Raw genomic sequence first — 17,092 nt, forward strand, 5'->3', positions numbered from 1 at the left:
GGGAGCGAGGGGGTGGAGCGGGTCAGAGGCTGGGCACGACGGGGTCCAGCCCGAAGAAGGCACCGCCGTACAGCTCCCGGCCGATCCGGGGGTTGAGCATGGCGTGCCGGGCCGCCGTGTTGGCGTCCCGCCAGTACTGCTGCAACGGGTTCGACTCGGCGAAGGCCGCCGCGCCGTGCGCCCACATCAGCTCGTCCAGCGCGACGGTGACCAGGTTGACGGCCTGGCCCACGTCACCGCGGATGCGCAGCAGCTCGGTGTCGGGCAGGCCGGTGGCCGCGCGGGCGGCCTCGTCGAGGACGTCGGCGGCCCGGTCCACGTGCAGTTCGGCCGCGTCGATCGTCAGGGCCGTGCGGCCGAGTTCGGAGACGAAGGTCTGGGAGCCGGGCTGGCTCGTGTACCGGCTGGGCGCGATGCCCCGCCCGGGTGCCTTGTCCACGACATGGGCGAGGGCGGCCTGGCCGATGCCGACGACCACGGAGGCGCAGATGACCGCCATGGCCGCGATCGCCGCCGTACGGAACAGCGGGGGCAGCGAGGTGTCGGTGGTGTTCTCCCGTCCCCGCTGCGCCTCCGCCGAGATCACCCGGTGCGCGGGCACGAACGCGTCCCGCAGCACCACCGTGTGGCTGCCGGTGGCGCGCATCCCGACGGTGCGCCAGGTGTCCTCGATCGTCAGGTCGGAGACCGGGACCAGCAGGGAGAGCCCGCCGACGGGCTGCCCGTCCGGGCCCAGCTCGCGGGCGACCAGGATCGCCCAGTCGTCGTGCAGGATGCCGGTGGCGTACGGCCAGGAACCGGTGAGCAGGAACCCGCCGTCGGTGCGCACCGCGGTGCCCGTGGCCGCGAACACCGAGGCGAGCTTGGTGTCGGGGCCGCCGCCGAAGACCTCGTCCCGGGCGGCCTGCGAGAACTTCGCCGCCAGCAGGTTCGACCCGTTGATGTTGTTGACCACCCAGGAGGTCGACGGGCAGTGGTGGGAGAGGGCCTTGACGACCTCGCTCAGGGTGCGGACGTCGGCTTCCAGTCCGCCGTAGGCGCGGGCGGTCCACAGCCGGGCCACCCGGCTCTCCTCGATCGCCCGTACCGTGGTGTCGGGCAGCCGCCGGGCGCGCTCCCCCTCGGCGGTCCCCTCGGCGAGGACGGGGCCGAACTTGTGGACCGTGTCCACGAGTTCGGAGCGCAGGCGCAGCAGGTCCGTTCGGTCGTACGTCATGGTCACCAGTCCGGGCGCTCGGAGACGAGATGGGTGTGGTCGTAGTAGTCGCGCCAGGCGCCGATCCGGCCGGCGCGCACCTCGAACGCCGCCATCACCTTCAGGTTCAGGGCGATCGGGGTGCCGTCGGCGCGGAACATGTTCTCGATCCGCTCGGCCAGGACGGTGTCCCCGGTCGTGGCCAGGTGCCGGAACCTGACCTCCAGCCGGGCGAAGTCGGGCGGCAGCAGCGCGAGGATCTCCGCCTTGCCCCGGCACACCGGGGACCCGGGGTTCTCCCACACGCAGTCGTCGGTCAGATGGTCGTCCACGGCCTTCCGGACGGCCTCGGGGGTCGGTCCCATCGCGGTCAGGAAGGCGCGGACGAGGCGCTCGGCGTCGGTGGCGGGCATGCTCAGCTCCCGGTGGTCGGCGCGTCGGTGCGGCCCAGGACCCGGGCGAGGGCCGCGCCGAGGTCCCGGTCGAGGTGCGGCCCGGCGTGGACGCTGCGCCAGGCGATGTGCTGGTCGGGGCGGACCAGCAGGGCGCCGTCGTCGTCGATGCCCCGGACCGCGGCCCAGGTGCCGTCGGCGTCCCGGTAGTCGGCCGTGTCGGAACCGCTCCCGACGGACACCACGGCGAGCGGCACCCCGTGGGTGTCCGCGGCCTTCTTCGCCGCGACCGCCCAGCCCTCGCTCAGCGGCCCGGTGATCAGCGTGTACCCGGTGCCGCCGGCGACGAGGTCGTGCGTCGACACCCGGGTGTCGCCGTGCAGCAGCCAGGCGTGCGGCAGCCGGTGGCCCGGCCGGGTGACCGGACGGTAGACCGCGCCCAGCGGGTCCCGGGGCGGTGGCTCGGTGCCGTCCGGGACCAGCGCGCCGGACGGGTAGAAGTGGCCGAGTTCGATGTCGTGCGCCTGGTACTCGATCCGCTGGGTGCCGAACACCTCGCGCACCACGCTGCGCCGGGTCTCGCCCACCGGTGTGCCGGAGAACAGCTCGGTGAAGCCGGCCCGGGTGGCCTCCGGCTGACCGGGCACCATGCCGAGGCTCGCGAACAGGACGCCGTAGTTGAGCAGGCAGGTCATCGACCAGTTGACGTTGCGGGTGGCGACGGGCAGCCGCTCCGGCTCGTAGGAGTCGAGCAGCGCCTCGCCGGCCCGGCCGCCGTGCACCGCGCCGAGCTTCCACGCGAGGTTGTGCGCGTCCTGCACCGCGGTGTTCAGACCGCCGCCGGCGGCGGGCGGCTGCCGGTGCGCGGCGTCCCCGGCGAGGAAGACCCGGCCGGAGCGGAAGGAGCGGGCCACGACCGCCTCCGGCCGGTACTCGCTGACGTGGTGGACCCGCACGGCCAGGTCCCCGGGCAGGGTCAGCACCTCCCGTACCTTCACGGCGATCGCCTCGTGGCCGAGGTCCACCTCGGCACCGGGCGGCACCCGGAAGTGCAGGGCCCACTCGTCGGAGGCCAGGCCCCAGTCGGGCCCGGTGGCGACGACCACCGACACCCCCTGGTCGGGGCTGAAGATGTGGGTCATCAGCACCGAGTCGCCGGGCCACCAGCGCGACAGGTCGGCGCTGAAGTGGACGGAGATGATGGTGAAGCCGCCGCCGGCGCCGTCCATCGGGATGTCCAGCGCCCGGCCGACGCTCCGGCCGCCGTCGGCGCCGATCACATAGCGGGCCCGGACGGTGCCCGTCTCGCCGGTGGCCCGGTCGGTGATCCGCGCGGTCACCCCGGTCTCGTCCTGGGTGAACTCCGTCAGCTCGTGGTGGAACAGCAGGCTGCCCGGCGCCCGGCGCTCCGCGTGCCGGCGCAGCAGCGGCTCCAGCCGGTGCTGCGGCAGGTTGGTCGAGGGGCCGGTGCTGTCGGCCGCGTAGGGACCGGCGGTGACGCCTCCGCCGAAGGAGTCCATCCGGTGCAGTTCCCGGGCGTCCAGGGGGCCGTCACCGGCCAGCGAGGTGTACCAGGCGACCTCGCTCATGTGCTGCGGCGGACAGCTGATCCGGTAGACGTCGTCGGCGATCCCGTGCTGGCGGAAGATCTCCATGGTGCGCTGGTTGAGGTAGTGCGCCCGGGGGAGGACCGAGGTCGACTCGCGACGCTCCACGAGCAGGTGGGGCACGCCGGCGTCGGACAGGAAGACCGACGCGGCGAGTCCACAGCCGCCACCACCGACGATGAGAACGGGTACCTCTGTGTCAAGCATGAATTCCCCTGGGTCCGGGCGGGTCGTACATGGTGCGGGTCACGCCCCGTGCGGGGGCGTGGTGTCGTCGTGCAGGGTGATGACCGAGGCCGGGCACCGCAGGGCCGCCGCCCGGACCGTCTCGTGGGTGTGCTCCGGCGGGGCCGCGTCGAGGACGACGACGGTGCCGTCGTCGTCGCCCTGGTCGAAGACCTCCGGCGCGATCAGGGCGCAGTTGCCGACCGCGAGGCAGCGGCTCTCGTCGACCTCCACCTTCATGGCGCTCTCCGTTTCCCGCCGGGTCACCAGGTGACCGGCAGCGCGTTCACCCCGAAGACCAGGGCGTTGGTCCGGTAGTCCAGCTCCTCCGGCGCGACGGCCAGCCGCAGCTCGGGGAACCGGTTGAACAGGGCGGGCAGCGCGACCCGCAGCTCCATGCGCGCGAGCTGCTGGCCCAGGCACTGGTGGGGGCCGAACCCGAAGGTGAGGTGGCGCTGCACCGGGCGGCGCACGTCCAGCCGGTCCAGGTCCTCGCCGGAGGCCCCGAGGTCCCGGTTGGCTGCCAGCACCGACGCCACCACCCGCTCGCCCTCCTTGATCTCCTGGTCGCGCACCGGGATGTCGCCCGACGCCTGCCGGGGCAGGATGGTGGCCGGCACGACGTACCGCAGCAGCTCCTCCACGGCCCCGTCGACCGCCTCGGGCTCGTCGCGGACCACCGCGAGCTGGTCGGGGTGCTGGAGCAGCAGGGCGATGGACGACGCGAGGGTGTTGGCGATCGTCTCGTGGCCGGCGATGAGCAGCATGTTGCCGATGCCGGCCAGTTCGCTGTCGGTCAGCTGGTCGCCGTACTCGCGCACCACCCGGCCCAGGACGTTGTCGCCCGGCTCCTCGCGGTGTCCGGCCACGAGGCCGGCCATGTAGGCCTCCATCTCGGCGGCCTTCTCCATCTGCACCTCGCGGCTGTTGCTGAAGTCCAGCGCGATCGCGGTGCGGCGCTGGAACTCCTCGCGGTCGGCGTAGGGCACCCCCAGCAGCTCGCAGATGACCAGCGTCGGGATGGGGGTGCAGAACAGCTGCACCAGGTCGGCGCCCGGACCGGCCTTCTCCACCTCGTCCAGCGCGGCGGTGACGACCTCCTCGATCTGCGGCCGCTGCTCGCGCGCCCGCCGGGCCGTGAACGACGCGGTCAGCATGCGCCGCAGCCGGGTGTGCTCGGGGCCGTCGTAGCTCAGCAGGTTGCCCGCCTGGTACGGCATGGAGCCGCCCATCCGCAGCCGGTCGTCCGCGAGGACGTTCTTCACGTCCTCGTACCGGGTGACGACCACCGCGTCGAACGCGCCCAGCATCGGACTGGGCACGGTGACCCGGCGCAGCTCCTCGTCCTTCTGCGCCTCGTACAGCTCGGGGACGGGGGCGAAGGGGCAGCCGGCGGCCCGGCCCCCGATGGGGATCTCGATGGAGTCGGTCATGAGGTGACGCCTTTCTGTCTGGTCGGGGGCCGTACGGGCCTGGGGGCGGGGGTGGTGTGCCGGTTCACAGCCGGCGGCCGACGACGAAGCCAGCGACCTCCAGGAACGCGTCGCGCACGTCCTCGGGGATGCGGGCGGCGGCGAGGGCCTCCTGGGCCGCGGTGAGCCGGTGGGCAGCCTCCCGCTCCGCCCAGTCCCGGCCGCCCGCCCGCTCCACCAGGTCGGCGACGTGCCGCACGGCGGTCTCGGTCAGGGGCTCCGGACCCAGGTACAGGGCGCGCAGCTCCTCCGTGCCGGGGGAGTTCAGCGCGGCCACCACGGGCAGCGACTTCTTGCGGGCCCGCAGGTCGGCCCCGATCCGCTTCCCGGCCCGGTCCTGGTCGCCCCAGATGCCGATCAGGTCGTCGACGAGCTGGAAGGCGAGGCCGATGTGCTCACCGAAGGCGCTCAGGTGCTCCACCAAACCGGCTTCCGCGCCGACCAGTTCGGCGCCGAGCGCGCAGGAGCAGCCGAGCAGGGCGCCCGTCTTGTCGCCGGCCATGCGCACGCACTCGGCGAGGGTCACGTCGTCGCGCTGCTCGAAGGCGACGTCGGCGGTCTGCCCGTCGATCATCCGCTGGGTCGCGGCCATCAGGGACACGGTGGCCGCCCGGGCTCCGGGGGCCGGCGCGGCGAGCAGCACGGAGGTGGCGGCGGTGACCATCGCGTCGCCGGCCAGGATGGCGTTCGGCTCGCCGAAGACCGTCCACGCGGTGGCCCGGCCGCGCCGGGTCTCGTCGCCGTCCATGATGTCGTCGTGCAGCAGCGAGAAGTTGTGCACCAGCTCCATGGCGAGCGCGGCGGGCAGACCGTCCTCGGCGGTGCCGCCCGCCGCCCGCGCCGACAACAGGGCCAGGGTGGGCCGGACCATCTTCCCGCCCCAGGAACCGGTGGGCCGCCCGGCGGCGTCCGCCCACCCGAAGTGGTACTCGGCGATCCGGCTCATCTCCGGCCCCAGATGGGTGCGGACGGCGTCCCGCAGCGCGGGCGCCACCGTCGTACGGCCGGTGTCGAGCACGGGGGAGAGGCTGCGGACCGGGGTCGTCGTCATGAGGCCCACCGGCCGTCCGCCGGGCGGGCCGGGCGCCGGGAGGCCGTCCGGGACCGGTCCGCACACGGACGGTCCGGGAACACACTGGCGTGTCGCATGGTGCACCTTCGCTGTCGGCTCGTGAGGGTCACGGCGTGGGCAGATCGCGGGAGGCCGGCCCGGGGCTGCTCAGCAGCGCCCGCCGCAGGACGCGGGGGGAGGTGAGCAGCGCGCGGGGCGGGGAGAGCAGGAAGAGGACGTCGCGGTAGGCGGCGCACACCACCGGGTCGTTCGGCACGTGCGCGCTCACCCGGGCCAGGTACCGGTTCAGCAGCCGGGCCGCCGGGCCGCCGCGCACCGCGTTGCCGGTGGCTCCCGGCACGGGACTGTCGGCGCCCGTCGCCACCTCCCAGGCCCGGCCGGAGGAGCGCAGCACCGCCCGTTGCAGGGCGTGGACGGAGGGGGCGGCAGGGCCGGCCAGCGCGTCGCGCAGGGCGACCGCGTTGAGCGCCGCCGCCGACAGGCCCTGCCCGTAGACGGGGTTGAGGGCGCACGCGGCGTCCCCGACCACCAGCAGTCCGGTGGCGTCGCGGTCCAGCCGGTCGTAGCGGCGGCGCCGGTTGGCGGTGTGCCGGTACCCCACCGGCCGGGAGAGCGGGCGGGCCGCGCTCAGCCACTTGTGGACGGCCGGGTGCGGCAGCAGGCCGGCGAAGTCGACGAAGCCCTCCGGGTCGGTGGGCGGCGTCTCCTCCCGCGGCCCGGAGAGCGTGACCAGCCAGCGGTCGCCCTCGGCGGGCAGCACGATCGCGCCGTACGGCTGCCCCGCGTCGGGCACGAGGTAGAAACCCTTCAGGTCCGCGGCCGGCGGGTCGGCGTGGAAGGCGCACGTGGCGTACGCCCGCCCGGTCTCCACCACTTCCTCGGCCGGGGCCCGGCCGCCCAGCTCGGTCAGCCACTGCGGGGTGCGGCTGGCCCGGCCGGTGGCGTCGACCACGAGATCGGCGGCCAGCTCCTGGCGGCCGTGGTGGTCGCCGCCGCGCTCGCGCAGCACCACGCCGGTGACGCGGCCGGGCCGGCCGAGCAGACCCGTCACCTCGACGCCGGTGCGGACGGTGATGCCGGACCCGGCCAGCACCCGCCGGCGGATGTGGTGCTCCAGGAGGGGACGGGACGGGGTCATGATCGGCCGGGACGGATTGCGGCGGGATATCCACTGCGCCGCCTGCCACACCCCGAGGTCGCCCGGCACCGCCAGCCGCGGCGCGCCCGCGTCCGTCAGCTCGGGCAGCAGCCCCGGCAGCAGCTCGTCCAGCGCGCGCATCCCGCTGGCCAGCAGCACATGGGTGTGCCGGGACTGCGGCACACCCGGACGGGGGCCGGGGCCGTCCTCGTACTGGTCGCGTTCGAGGACGGTCACCCGGTCCGCGTGTCCGGCGAGGACGTGCGCGGTGAGCAGGCCCGCCACGCTGCCGCCCACGACGACCACATGCCCGAGGGAGGACCGGGGCCGGGCGGCGGGGGCGCTCGCGGGGGCCGGGCGGGGCGGCGCGGCGGCCGGCTGTTCACCGGCGGATGCCCCCGGTGTGCCGTCGAGGCGGGCGGCCAGGAAGTCGGCGCCGCTGGTCTCCCCGGTGCCCGGCAGGTCACCGAGCATGTACCGCACCAGTTCCAGGTGCGTGCTCCGCCACCGCCGTACGGCGTCGTCCAGTTCGCCGAGCCGCCCGGCCTCCTCGGCCCAGTGGTCGCCCTCGCCCTGTTTCGTCAGCTTCCTGACCCGTGCGAACAGTTCCTTGAACTGCTCCGAGTCCAGCCCGCTGGCCGTGCCGAACCGGTCCCGGAACCGCAGGAAGTCCTCCCGGCGCAGCGTGCGGCGCAGCAGCGTCAACTGTCCCGTCAGGGCGTCGACCAGCCGCGTCGCGCGGGCCACCCGCTCGGCGAAGCACTGCCGTCCGCACGGGCCGGCGTCGATGTGTCTGAGGTCGACGAGCACCTGGCTGAGCAGGGTCTCGGCCGCCTGGTGCACGACGATGAAGAGCCGCTCGCTGTCGCTGACCTCCCGCTGCTCCGCCGGGGTGAGCGGCTGCTGGAGGGAGAGCAGTTCGTCCAGGCGCAGATACGACGCGTAGGTCGGGGTGGTGGTCATCAGGCCAGCTCCTCGCAGTGGGTCCGCGCTACACCAGGCGGCCGGGCACGGTGAGATCCGCCAGCGCGTCCCGGTGGACGCCGGGCGGCAGGGCCTCCAGCGCCGCCGTGGCCATCCGTACGTGACGGTGCGACACCTCGCGCGCCGCCTGTGTCCCGTCGTAGGCGTGCACCAGCTCGGCCATGGCCGCGTAGCGCTCGTCGACGGGTACGGCGGTGTCGGCGAGGAGGCGCTCGATGCGCCGGCGCTGCGCCTCGGAGGCGCGTTCGTGGGCGAGCAGCACCGGCAGGGTGGGCCGGCCGTTGCGGACGTCGGAGACATTCGGCTTGCCCGCCCGGGTGCCGTCGTAGGCCATCAGGTCGTCGCGTATCTGGTACGCGATGCCCAGCTGGTCGCTGTAGTCGCTGAGCGCCTTCAGCTCGGTGTCGTCGGCCCCGCCCAGGGTGGCGCCCACACCGCAGGCCATCCACAGCAGGGCACCGCTCTTGTCCGCGATCATGGCGAGGTAGTCCTCGACGGAGCAGAGGGTGCGGCTCATCCGGATCTCCCGCAGGGCCGCGTCCCCGATCCGCAGTCCGGTCCGGGCCAGCACGGTGAACGCCTGGGCGACGCGCTCCGGCGGGGCACCGGCCTCGCCGCACTCGGCCAGGGCGGAGAAGCCGTGGAAGAACAGCCCGTCCCCGCCGACGATGGCCGCCGACTCACCGAACACCGTGTGCGCGGCGGGCTTGGCGCGCCGCTCCCCGTCGCTGTCGATGATGTCGTCGTGCATCATGGCGCCGACCTGGACACATTCCAGCCCCACCGCGGCGGGGAGGACGGAGGCGATGTCACCGCCCACCGCGAGACTGGAACGGATCACCAGCCAGGGGCCCATCATCTTGCCGAAGGGCATCAGCCCGTACCGCACCAGCTCGTCGAGGCCCGATACATCGTGCGGCCACCGGCTCTCCACCTCGGCCCGCACGATGGCTGCCACCTCGGGATCGGCGACCTGAGGAACATCGATGTCGGTCATGGGCACGACGTTAGGGAGGCCGTCCGGGGGCTGTCGTCACCGGCGGACGGCCTCGGCCCGAGTGGGAACGAGGGATGGCATCTTCGGTCCGGAGTCCGAAAGTCGACGGCCCGGAAGACCGCGGCGCGCTCAGGTCGTCGCCCGGCCGAGACGGCCGCCCAGACTGGCCGCGACCAGCTCGACCCGGGAGCGGCAGCCGGTCCGCGCGAACAGCCGGGTCAGGTGGTTCTCCACGGTCTTCTCGCTGATCTGCAGGCGCAGCGCGATCTGCCGGTTGGTCAGGCCCTCGCCGATCAGGTCGATGATGCGCCGCTCGGTGACGGCCGGCGCCTCCCGCCGGCCGCGGCTGCGGGGGGCGGGCACGCCGCGTTCCCGGGTCACCGCCCGGACCCGTTCCAGCAGTGACGACGCGCCGCAGCGAGTGGCCAGTTCGTGTGCCTCGCGCAGCCAGGGCCGCGGGTCCTCGGCGAACCGCGCGATCACCAGGCAGGTGTCGAGGACCGACGGCAGATCGCCCCGGTTGCGGGCCAGTTCGACGGCCTGCCGGGCCTGTTCGACGTCACGGCCCACCAGACCGCGGGCCAGCAGCAGGCTCTCCGAGGTGTCCGTCCCGGTGTCCCCGCACAGCAGCTCGACCTCCTCCAGCAGGTCCGCCGCGCCGTCGTGGTCGTCGGCGAACGCGGCGATCCGCACCGCCCGCATCAGCAGCAGGTGCAGGCCCGCGTGGACCCCGGCCCGGCGCAGCCGGCGGCTGACCCGCAGGGCCAGCAGCGCCGCCCGCCGGTCGTCGCCCGCGCGGCTGAGCAGACCGATCCGCACCCAGGAGCGCGGCCCGGCCAGCCCGGGGACCGGCCGCACGTCGGCCAGCCACTCGGCCGCCTGCCGGGCCTCGCCGCGGGCGGCGCACATGTCGGCGGCGAACAGGCGGGCCGCCTGGTGCGCCAGCGTGGCCTCGCCGGACGACAGTTCCAGTTCCCGGGCCGCGGACATGGCCCCCGACCAGTCGACGGCCGTGTAGCCGTCCACCACCCGGCGGTACACGCCGAGCACACCGGTGCCGGGGTTCCGGTAGCGGGCGCCGAGGACGAGGTGCGTCAGCGTGGCCAGGTCGGCCACCGAGGGCGCGACGGGCGCCGGCTGCTCCGGCCCGGCGTGCGACCGCCCCGCCCGCCGGGACGCCGCCGTCCGGACAGGCCGGTGCCAGACCCGCTCGCAGGCCCCGAGGTCCCCGAAGAGCGCGGTACTCAGGAGGTCCATCAGCTCCGGCGCGGAGGCGGCACAGGGGTGGCGCGGGTCCGCGGGGGCGGGGGGTTCGGTGCTCTGCGGGGCGGTAGGTGCGGGGGCTTCCGCGTTCCGCGGGGCCTTGGGGGTGGAGGGCTCCGCGTCCCGCGGGGCTGTGGGTGCGGGGGCTCCGCCGGCGTGCGCGGTGAGGAGGGCGTCCCGCGCGTGCGTGGGGGTGGTGCTCCCGCCGGTTCCCGCCGCGGGCTCCGCGTCCCGGGCGTCCGTGAGGGGCTCACCCAACCCCGCCGTGCGAACCGCGTCCCGCGCGACCATCGGCGCGGCCACCCCGCCGGTCCCCGCCACGGGGACGGCACCCCGCGCCTCCCCCGGGGAGCCCGCCCCGCCCGTCTCCGCCGCGAAGACCGCCCCCCGGCCCCCGCCGCCCGTCAGCGGACGGCCGAACCACCACTGGGCGAAACCGGCCGGCTCGCGGTCCGTGACCGCCTCGTCGAGCAGGGACCGCACGGCCTCCTCGGCGGGCGGCTCGCCGGTGTGCAGGGCGAGCAGGATCGCCGCGAGACGGATCTCCGTCAGCGAGGCCGGCGCGCAGCCCCGTTCCGCGTACCCGGCGAGCACGTCGCGCAGCAGCTCGTACCGGCCGGTGCGGACGACGAGGTTCAGCAGCCGGGTCAGCGTCCGGGCGTGGTCCGGGTCCCCGGGGGACAGGCGGGCGAGCGCCGCCAGGCACCACCGGGCCGCGCGCTCCGGCTGCTCCCGCTCCGCGTCCGCGGCCAGGCCGAGCAGCCAGCCGATCCGGGGCCGGCCGAGCGTGACCGCCGGCCCGCCGCGCGCGATGTGGTCGGCGAGCGCCATCGGGTCGGCTCCGCCGGTCCGCCGCCGGGACAGCAGCCGCTCGGCCACCGACGCGTGCAACGCGGCCCCGCGCCGGGCGTCCGGCAGCCGGACCGCGGCGGCGGCCAGCGCGGGGCACCGGCAGCTCACCCGGCCCGCCGCGTCCGCGACCAGCACCTCCGCGTCGATCAGCCGGTCGAGCAACCGGCCGCACTCGGTGAGATCGGTCCCGGTCACCTCGGCGAGCAGCGGCAGATCGGTGACGCCGAACCCGTCCCACACGGCGAGCGAGGACAGCAGCCGGACGGCCGGCGCGCCGAACGACCTGGTACGGCGCAGGAGGTGATGACCGGCCGGCAGTTCGACCGGCTCCTGGGGCGCGCGCAGGCACAGCCGCCCGCGGAAGACGGCCAGCCGGCCCCGCCCGCGCAGATCGGCGAGGGTGCCCAGCAGGGTTCCGGGGTTGCCGAACAGCGGACCCAGGGCGGTGCGCAGCACGCCCGGCACCGCCTCGTCGAGACGCGGGCCCGGCAGCCGCCGGGTGAGCGCCTCCGCGACCTCGTCGTCCAGCGGCCCGAGCGTCACCACCTGGTCGGCGGCGGCCAGCAGTTCGGCGACGCCGGGCGCGTACTGGGCGCTCTCCTCGCAGGCGGCCAGCACCAGGCACCCGGCCCGGCGGGCCGCGGTGAGCACCGGGGCGGGCTCGGCCACCTCCTGCACATCGTCGGCGAGCAGCGCGACCCGCCCGCGGCGGCCGAGCCGGCCGAACAGCTCATCCAGCGCGATGACCATGGCCGGCGCCCAGCCGCCGCCGTCCCGCCGCACGGCGTCACCGATCCGGGCCAGGGCGCCGAGCGGCGCGGCCAGCCCGGCGTCCTGGAACTGCTCGAACCGGTCCCGTACGGCCCCCACCAGCGGCGCCAGGGCGTACGGATCACCGCCGTCACCACCCCGGCCGGCCTCCGCACCGCCTTCCGGGGCGTCGTCCGTACTGCCGTCCCCGCCCCTGCCGGGACGGACCGCCAGGACGCGCACCCCGGCCGCGCCCAGCATCCGCTCCGCCTCCTCCAGCAGCGCCGACCTGCCGATCCCGGCCGGCCCCTTGAGAACGACCAGGCGTCCGCCGTCGGCCGCCGAAGCCGCGCGCAGCACCGCCAGTTCCTGATCCCTGCCCCGGACCGCGGCACGTGCTCGGGCCACGCCGACCTCCTCTCGTGACGCCGGCCGGCTATCTCCCGGGTCAACTCCCGGTCGGCCACGTCAATGTAACCTTTCGAACGCCTGCCGAAGCGGAGTGCCGGGCATACTGACACGGTGGTCAACAACTGGCACAGCGAGGCCGATTCCGATCGGCCGGCGCGCGTACTGTTCGGCCGTGACGCCACCGTCACACGCGTCGTCGACCTCGCCACCTCACCGGACGCGGCTCCGCTGATCCTGCTGACCGGGCCGGCCGGCGTCGGGCGCAGCGCGGTGCTCGACGCCGTCGACGAGGAACTGACGGCGCGCGGCCTGCGCACCCTCACCCTGCGGCTGGCGCGCAACGAGCGCGACCGCCCCTACTCCCTGGCCTCGCGCCTCGGCGCCGAACTCGACGCCCGCGACCGGGCCACCGTCCTCAGGTCCACGGCGAAGACCGCCGCCGCGCCGCCCGGGCCGGACACCGGCCGCCGGCTCGCCGCCGAACTGCGCGCGGCGCTCACCACCCGCGACAAGCTCACCGTCCTCGTCGACGACGTCCAGTGGACCGACCCGGACTCCCGTGCCGTACTGCTGCCGATGATCCGGCACCTGGCCGGCGGCCCGGTCACCTTCGTCTGCGCCCTCCGCCTCGCACCGGCCGGCCCGGGCGACGGCGTCACGCCGGACCGGCTGCGCGCCGCCGGCCTCGCCGAGGTGGTACCGCTGCGTCCGCTGCGCGAAGCGGAGGTCCGCGCCCTGGTCACCCGGCGATTACAGGCCGAGCCGTCGCCTGCGCTGCTCGCGTATCTGCGCCGGGAGTGCCGTGGCCGGCCCACCGCCGTGCTCACCGCCCTCGCGGGACACCAGCGCGGCGGTTCGCTCCGCGTCTTCGACCGGCACGCCTACCTCACCTCCCCGCACTGGCCGCCCGCGCTCCCCGCCGACCTGCCCTCCGTCGAGTACCTGCGCCGACTGGGCGGCTGGGTCTGGCCGGTGGCCAAGGCGGTGGCCGTCCTGCACCCCCTGGGCGCCGCGGCGACCGGGCTGATCGCCGAGGCCGTGGGCGCGGACGAGACCGCCGTGCGGAAAGCGCTGGACGAGCTGTACGCCGAGGAGGTCCTGCGGCACGGGCCCGGACCGGGCCACTGGCGGTTCCGGGTGCCGCTGCTCGCCTCCGCGCTGACCACCTGCCTCGGACCGTACGAGCGGCGCAGACTCGCCCAGCTGGCGGTCACCGCGATCTGGGCGGGCGAGGCCGTCGCGGACGACCGGTACCTCGCCGAGCAACTGGTCACCGCGGGCCGCTTCGTGGACCCCGGGCGGGCCTCGGCCGAACTGCTCGACAAGGGCAGCGCCGCCATGCTGGCCGACGGCTACTGCGCGGAGCGCTGGCTGCGCGCCGCCATCGACCTGATCACCCAGCCGGAACAGCGCGTCCAGGGGCTGCTCGCCCACGCTTCCACCTGCTGCATCCACCTGCGGTACGCCGAGGCGATGGAGAGCGCGTGGACGGTCCTGTCCGCCCACGCCGACCTGGTCACCCCCGAGGAACTGCTGGAGATGGAACTGGTCTACGTCAGCGCCCTGGGCGGGATGGGCGACACCGCGGCGCTCACCGAGATCTGCGAGGGCGGCTGGCGCTCGCTGCCGGGCGGGGAAGGACACCGGATCGTCACCCGGTGCATCGCCCTGTGCCACCTGGACCGCTGGCGCGAGGCGGACGACCACCTCGCGGCGCGGCGGGACGACTGGAGCGGGGACAACGTTGTCGTCGCCGCGTTGGGCCAGCTCATGCACGAGTGCTTCGGCGCGTACCTCGGCCGGACCGGGGCGTTCGACCTGGCCGTCGCGGACCCGTCCCGGTACCCGTTGTGGACGGAGGGCGCGCGGCACCGCTTCGAGCGCCTGTCGCAGCTGGCCCGGGTCCTCATGGGGTTCGGTGAACCGGATCGCGCGGAACGGCTGCTGACGGATCATCACCTGCTCGTCGGGTACCGGCCGGTCCCGGACCGGGTGGTGGCGGACGGCCAGGCCGGGCGCTGGGACCCGGCGCTCCAGCTGGCCCGGGCGAGCCTGGCCACCGGCCTCTCCGTCGGCGACCTGCCGGTCCACACCCAGGTGTGCCGGGAGACCAGCGTCATCCTCGGCGCGCGCGGCCAGCTGGCGCGGGCCCGTGAGGTGATCGAGCGCGCGCGGACCGTGCAGCCCGTGATGCTGCACCTGCTTTCCGCGCCGGAGTCGTACCTGGACCAGAGCCTGGGCGCGGCCGACCGGGCCCGCCGGGTCGTCGCCGACGGGCTCGCCCTGGCCGCCGGGCGCGGACTGGTCGTCGGCACCGACGAACTGTGGCTGGCGATGGCCCTGGCGGAACTGGCCGCGGGCGACACGGCCGCGGCGCGGCGGTGCGTGGACGAGGTGAGCCGGGTCGCGGAGCTGCTCGGCACCGGCCGGGCCCGGCTGTGCCGGCTGCTCGCCACCGCCGTGGCGCACCACGACCGCGCCCGCGCGGCCGAGGCGGTACGGCTGGCCCGGCGGCGCGGCCTGCCACTGGAACAGGCCGACACGATCGGCACGGTGGTCCGGCACGGACTGGCCGACGCCTCGCTGCTGCACGAGGCGTACGCGCTCTACGGCGAACTCGACGCGCTGCTGCGCAGGGCGCAGTTGCGGAACCTGATGCGCGAGCACGAGGTCATCGCGCCGCGCCGCAGCAGCGTCGTCGCCGAGAACGAGCGGCTGCTCGCCACCCTGGTCACCGAGGGGCTCACCAACCGGGAACTGGCCGTGGTGCTCGGCACCAGCGAGAAGAGCGTGGAGGGCCGGCTCGGCAGGCTCTTCAAACGCACCGGTTACCGTTCACGGGTCGAACTCGCCTCCGCGATCCTCGCCGGCGAACTGCCGTGACGGCCGGACCCGTCCGAGCCGTACGACGGAAACCCGGTCGCGTCCCGCCCGGCGGACCGCTACCTTCCGCGGAGCACGGGACGCGACCACGACAGAGGGCCGGGCATGGGCGGCGGGAACAGCGGGACGGGCCGCCGGGAGGTGGTGCTCGGCCAGTTCGACCACGCCGGGGAGGTGGCCCGGGTGCGGCTGGCCGGCCTCGGTGACGAGGAGTACCGGGGGGAACCGGTCCCCGGCCGCTGGTCGGTGCGCCGCCGGGAAGAGGCCGTGACCCCACGTGCGTACGGGCCGGGGCAGTGGGTCCTCGGCCTGGGTGCCCCGGACATCCCGGCGAGCGAGTACGCGGAGGTCGCCCGGCAGGCCGCGAGCGGCACGACCGCCGCCAGGATCGCCGACGACTGGAGCGTCGGCGTCGAGCGGGTCGAGGAGGTCCTCGCCGGGGCCGCCCCGGCGGTGACCGGCCCGGCGCCGGTCACCACCATCGCCTGGCGCCTCGGGCACCCGCACTCCTGCCGCGCGGGCGCGTGGGAGTGGGCCTTCGGCGAACGGCGCCGCGACCCGAGGCGGATGGTCGACTTCAGCCCGCACGCCGCACCGGCGCTGGACCGGTTCCGGGAGACGGTCGGCCGGTGGCGCGCGGGCGTGGCCTCGGTGGCCGACGAACAGCTCGACACCGTCGGCTTCTCCCGCTACCCGTACGGCTCCCACTCCGGGGACGGCTTCGTCGACGTGCCGGCCGGCGCCGACCTCCAGTTCATCCACCACATGGCCGAGATCGCCCTGCTCCGCGACCTCTGGCGCGCGCGGGGCTGAGCCGGCCCGGCCGTCTCCGGGCGCCCGTCTCAGCCCTTGCCGTAGAGCCGCGCAGGGAAGGCGCCGGCCTCCCGTGCGATCCGGGTGAAACCCTCGGCCAGCTCGGTCAGCCGCGCGGTCGCGGCCGGGCCCAGACGGTCGTAGGGGGCGGCGTCGAGCCGGTCGGTGAGCGCCTCGGCGTCGGCGCGCAGCGCCGCGCCCGCCGGGGTGACGTCCCCGGCCTCGTCCAGCAGCCCGCGGTCGCGCAGCCGGTCCCCGGCGGCGGCCCACTGCTCCGCGGACCAGCCACGGGTCTGCCGGAGCACCGCCGACGTCACCGTCTCCCCGGTCGCGTTGTGCAGCACCAGCGCCTCGATGCCGGAGAGACCGGCCACGGCCAGCGCGGCGAGGTGCCCGTCCCCCCGGTGTTCGCGCAGCAGCGTCGCGGCGTGCCACAGCGCCAGGTGCGGTTCGCCGGGCACGGGCAGCACGGCGTTCGCGGCGTACAGCGGGCGGCCCTCGACGTGGCCGCCCTCGGCCGCCCGCAGTGCCAGCGCCGCCGCCTCGGCCATCTCCTCCGAGGCGCAGATCTCCTCCCCGAGCAGCCGCCGCAGGGCCCGGTCGGCGCCCCGTGTCCGGGCCGCGAGCACCGCCTCGGGGGCGGCGACGGACCAGGCCGCGGGGAGGAAGCGGGCCACGTGCCCGGGGCTGAAGTTGTAGAACACCGCCGCGACCGTGCCCGCCCCGACCGCGCCGAGCGGTGCCGCCCGGCCGGCGAGGTAGGACATGGACCCGGTCGACAGGCCGAGCGCGGCGTACTCCTCCGCCGGCTCCGGTGCGAAGTACTGGGCCGTGTGCAGCGGGCTGACGGCGTGGTGGCAGCGGCGGCCGGCGGTCATGTCCATGGTCATCTCCTGAGATGTCGCGAGCCTGCGGATCGCGCAAGCCGTGAGCACGGTAACAGATAATCGATTATCCTTATCATCGTCGATATGGGGCGGGGGGTGGGAACGTCACGGTGGCCGGCCGTGTGTGACGGGGGAGCGGGGGTGTGGCTCA

At 75.3% G+C, this 17,092-nt stretch carries 12 protein-coding genes; 2 read left to right on the forward strand and 10 right to left on the reverse strand.

What is annotated here, in order from left to right; genetic code table 11:
• Positions 1 to 22 precede the first annotated feature (22 nt).
• From Sdagh_RS35810 to Sdagh_RS35850, 9 genes are all read right to left on the reverse strand, one after another.
• Entirely contained in the window at positions 23 to 1,216 is a 1,194-nt protein-coding gene (locus Sdagh_RS35810; RefSeq protein ID WP_189422281.1) for an acyl-CoA dehydrogenase family protein, read from the reverse strand.
• Positions 1,217 to 1,218: 2 nt separating this feature from the next.
• A complete protein-coding gene (locus Sdagh_RS35815; RefSeq protein WP_189422283.1) occupies positions 1,219 to 1,608 on the reverse strand; it encodes a limonene-1,2-epoxide hydrolase family protein in 390 nt (129 codons plus the stop codon).
• 2 nt (positions 1,609 to 1,610) lie between these two features.
• Positions 1,611 to 3,401: an FAD-dependent monooxygenase gene (locus tag Sdagh_RS35820; protein ID WP_189422285.1), complete on the reverse strand. Its 1,791-nt coding sequence runs from the start codon at positions 3,399 to 3,401 to the stop codon at positions 1,611 to 1,613.
• 39 nt (positions 3,402 to 3,440) lie between these two features.
• A complete protein-coding gene (locus Sdagh_RS35825; protein ID WP_189422287.1) occupies positions 3,441 to 3,659 on the reverse strand; it encodes a ferredoxin in 219 nt (72 codons plus the stop codon).
• A 23-nt stretch (positions 3,660 to 3,682) separates the two neighbouring features.
• On the reverse strand, positions 3,683 to 4,852 hold the full coding sequence (locus tag Sdagh_RS35830) for a cytochrome P450 (protein ID WP_189422289.1): 1,170 nt from the start codon (positions 4,850 to 4,852) through the stop codon (positions 3,683 to 3,685).
• 64 nt (positions 4,853 to 4,916) lie between these two features.
• On the reverse strand, positions 4,917 to 5,942 hold the full coding sequence (locus Sdagh_RS35835; protein WP_189422291.1) for a polyprenyl synthetase family protein: 1,026 nt from the start codon (positions 5,940 to 5,942) through the stop codon (positions 4,917 to 4,919).
• Between the two features lie 127 nt (positions 5,943 to 6,069).
• Positions 6,070 to 8,064, reverse strand: a complete 1,995-nt coding sequence (locus tag Sdagh_RS35840; protein WP_189422293.1) for a tryptophan 2,3-dioxygenase family protein — start codon at positions 8,062 to 8,064, stop codon at positions 6,070 to 6,072.
• 28 nt (positions 8,065 to 8,092) lie between these two features.
• Positions 8,093 to 9,082, reverse strand: a complete 990-nt coding sequence (locus Sdagh_RS35845) for a polyprenyl synthetase family protein (protein ID WP_189422295.1) — start codon at positions 9,080 to 9,082, stop codon at positions 8,093 to 8,095.
• Between the two features lie 129 nt (positions 9,083 to 9,211).
• Positions 9,212 to 12,355, reverse strand: coding sequence for a helix-turn-helix transcriptional regulator (locus tag Sdagh_RS35850; protein ID WP_226536225.1), 3,144 nt, complete (start codon positions 12,353 to 12,355; stop codon positions 9,212 to 9,214).
• A gap of 114 nt (positions 12,356 to 12,469) precedes the next feature.
• Between Sdagh_RS35850 and Sdagh_RS35855 the strand changes: the two genes are divergently transcribed.
• Entirely contained in the window at positions 12,470 to 15,241 is a 2,772-nt protein-coding gene (locus Sdagh_RS35855) for a LuxR family transcriptional regulator (protein WP_189422298.1), read from the forward strand.
• A gap of 105 nt (positions 15,242 to 15,346) precedes the next feature.
• The gene (locus Sdagh_RS35860) at positions 15,347 to 16,054 is read left to right on the forward strand and encodes a DinB family protein (protein WP_189422300.1); all 708 of its coding nucleotides are present in this window, start codon (positions 15,347 to 15,349) and stop codon (positions 16,052 to 16,054) included.
• Positions 16,055 to 16,083: 29 nt separating this feature from the next.
• Here the strand turns inward: Sdagh_RS35860 and Sdagh_RS35865 are convergent, their stop codons facing one another.
• A complete protein-coding gene (locus tag Sdagh_RS35865) occupies positions 16,084 to 16,944 on the reverse strand; it encodes an SCO6745 family protein (protein WP_189422302.1) in 861 nt (286 codons plus the stop codon).
• Positions 16,945 to 17,092 lie beyond the last annotated feature (148 nt).

The sequence above is a fragment of the Streptomyces daghestanicus genome, from assembly GCF_020521275.1.
GTDB classification, from domain to species: domain Bacteria; phylum Actinomycetota; class Actinomycetes; order Streptomycetales; family Streptomycetaceae; genus Streptomyces; species Streptomyces griseoviridis.

What these genes read in the sequence shown, in the direction of transcription:
- Sdagh_RS35810 (WP_189422281.1), bottom strand. Translation starts at nt 1,216, where the DNA reads ATGACGTACGACCGAACGGACCTGCTGCGCCTGCGCTCCGAACTCGTG.
- Sdagh_RS35815 (WP_189422283.1), bottom strand. Translation starts at nt 1,608, where the DNA reads ATGCCCGCCACCGACGCCGAGCGCCTCGTCCGCGCCTTCCTGACCGCG.
- Sdagh_RS35820 (WP_189422285.1), bottom strand. Translation starts at nt 3,401, where the DNA reads ATGCTTGACACAGAGGTACCCGTTCTCATCGTCGGTGGTGGCGGCTGT.
- Sdagh_RS35825 (WP_189422287.1), bottom strand. Translation starts at nt 3,659, where the DNA reads ATGAAGGTGGAGGTCGACGAGAGCCGCTGCCTCGCGGTCGGCAACTGC.
- Sdagh_RS35830 (WP_189422289.1), bottom strand. Translation starts at nt 4,852, where the DNA reads ATGACCGACTCCATCGAGATCCCCATCGGGGGCCGGGCCGCCGGCTGC.
- Sdagh_RS35835 (WP_189422291.1), bottom strand. Translation starts at nt 5,942, where the DNA reads ATGACGACGACCCCGGTCCGCAGCCTCTCCCCCGTGCTCGACACCGGC.
- Sdagh_RS35840 (WP_189422293.1), bottom strand. Translation starts at nt 8,064, where the DNA reads ATGACCACCACCCCGACCTACGCGTCGTATCTGCGCCTGGACGAACTG.
- Sdagh_RS35845 (WP_189422295.1), bottom strand. Translation starts at nt 9,082, where the DNA reads ATGACCGACATCGATGTTCCTCAGGTCGCCGATCCCGAGGTGGCAGCC.
- Sdagh_RS35860 (WP_189422300.1), top strand. Translation starts at nt 15,347, where the DNA reads ATGGGCGGCGGGAACAGCGGGACGGGCCGCCGGGAGGTGGTGCTCGGC.
- Sdagh_RS35865 (WP_189422302.1), bottom strand. Translation starts at nt 16,944, where the DNA reads ATGACCATGGACATGACCGCCGGCCGCCGCTGCCACCACGCCGTCAGC.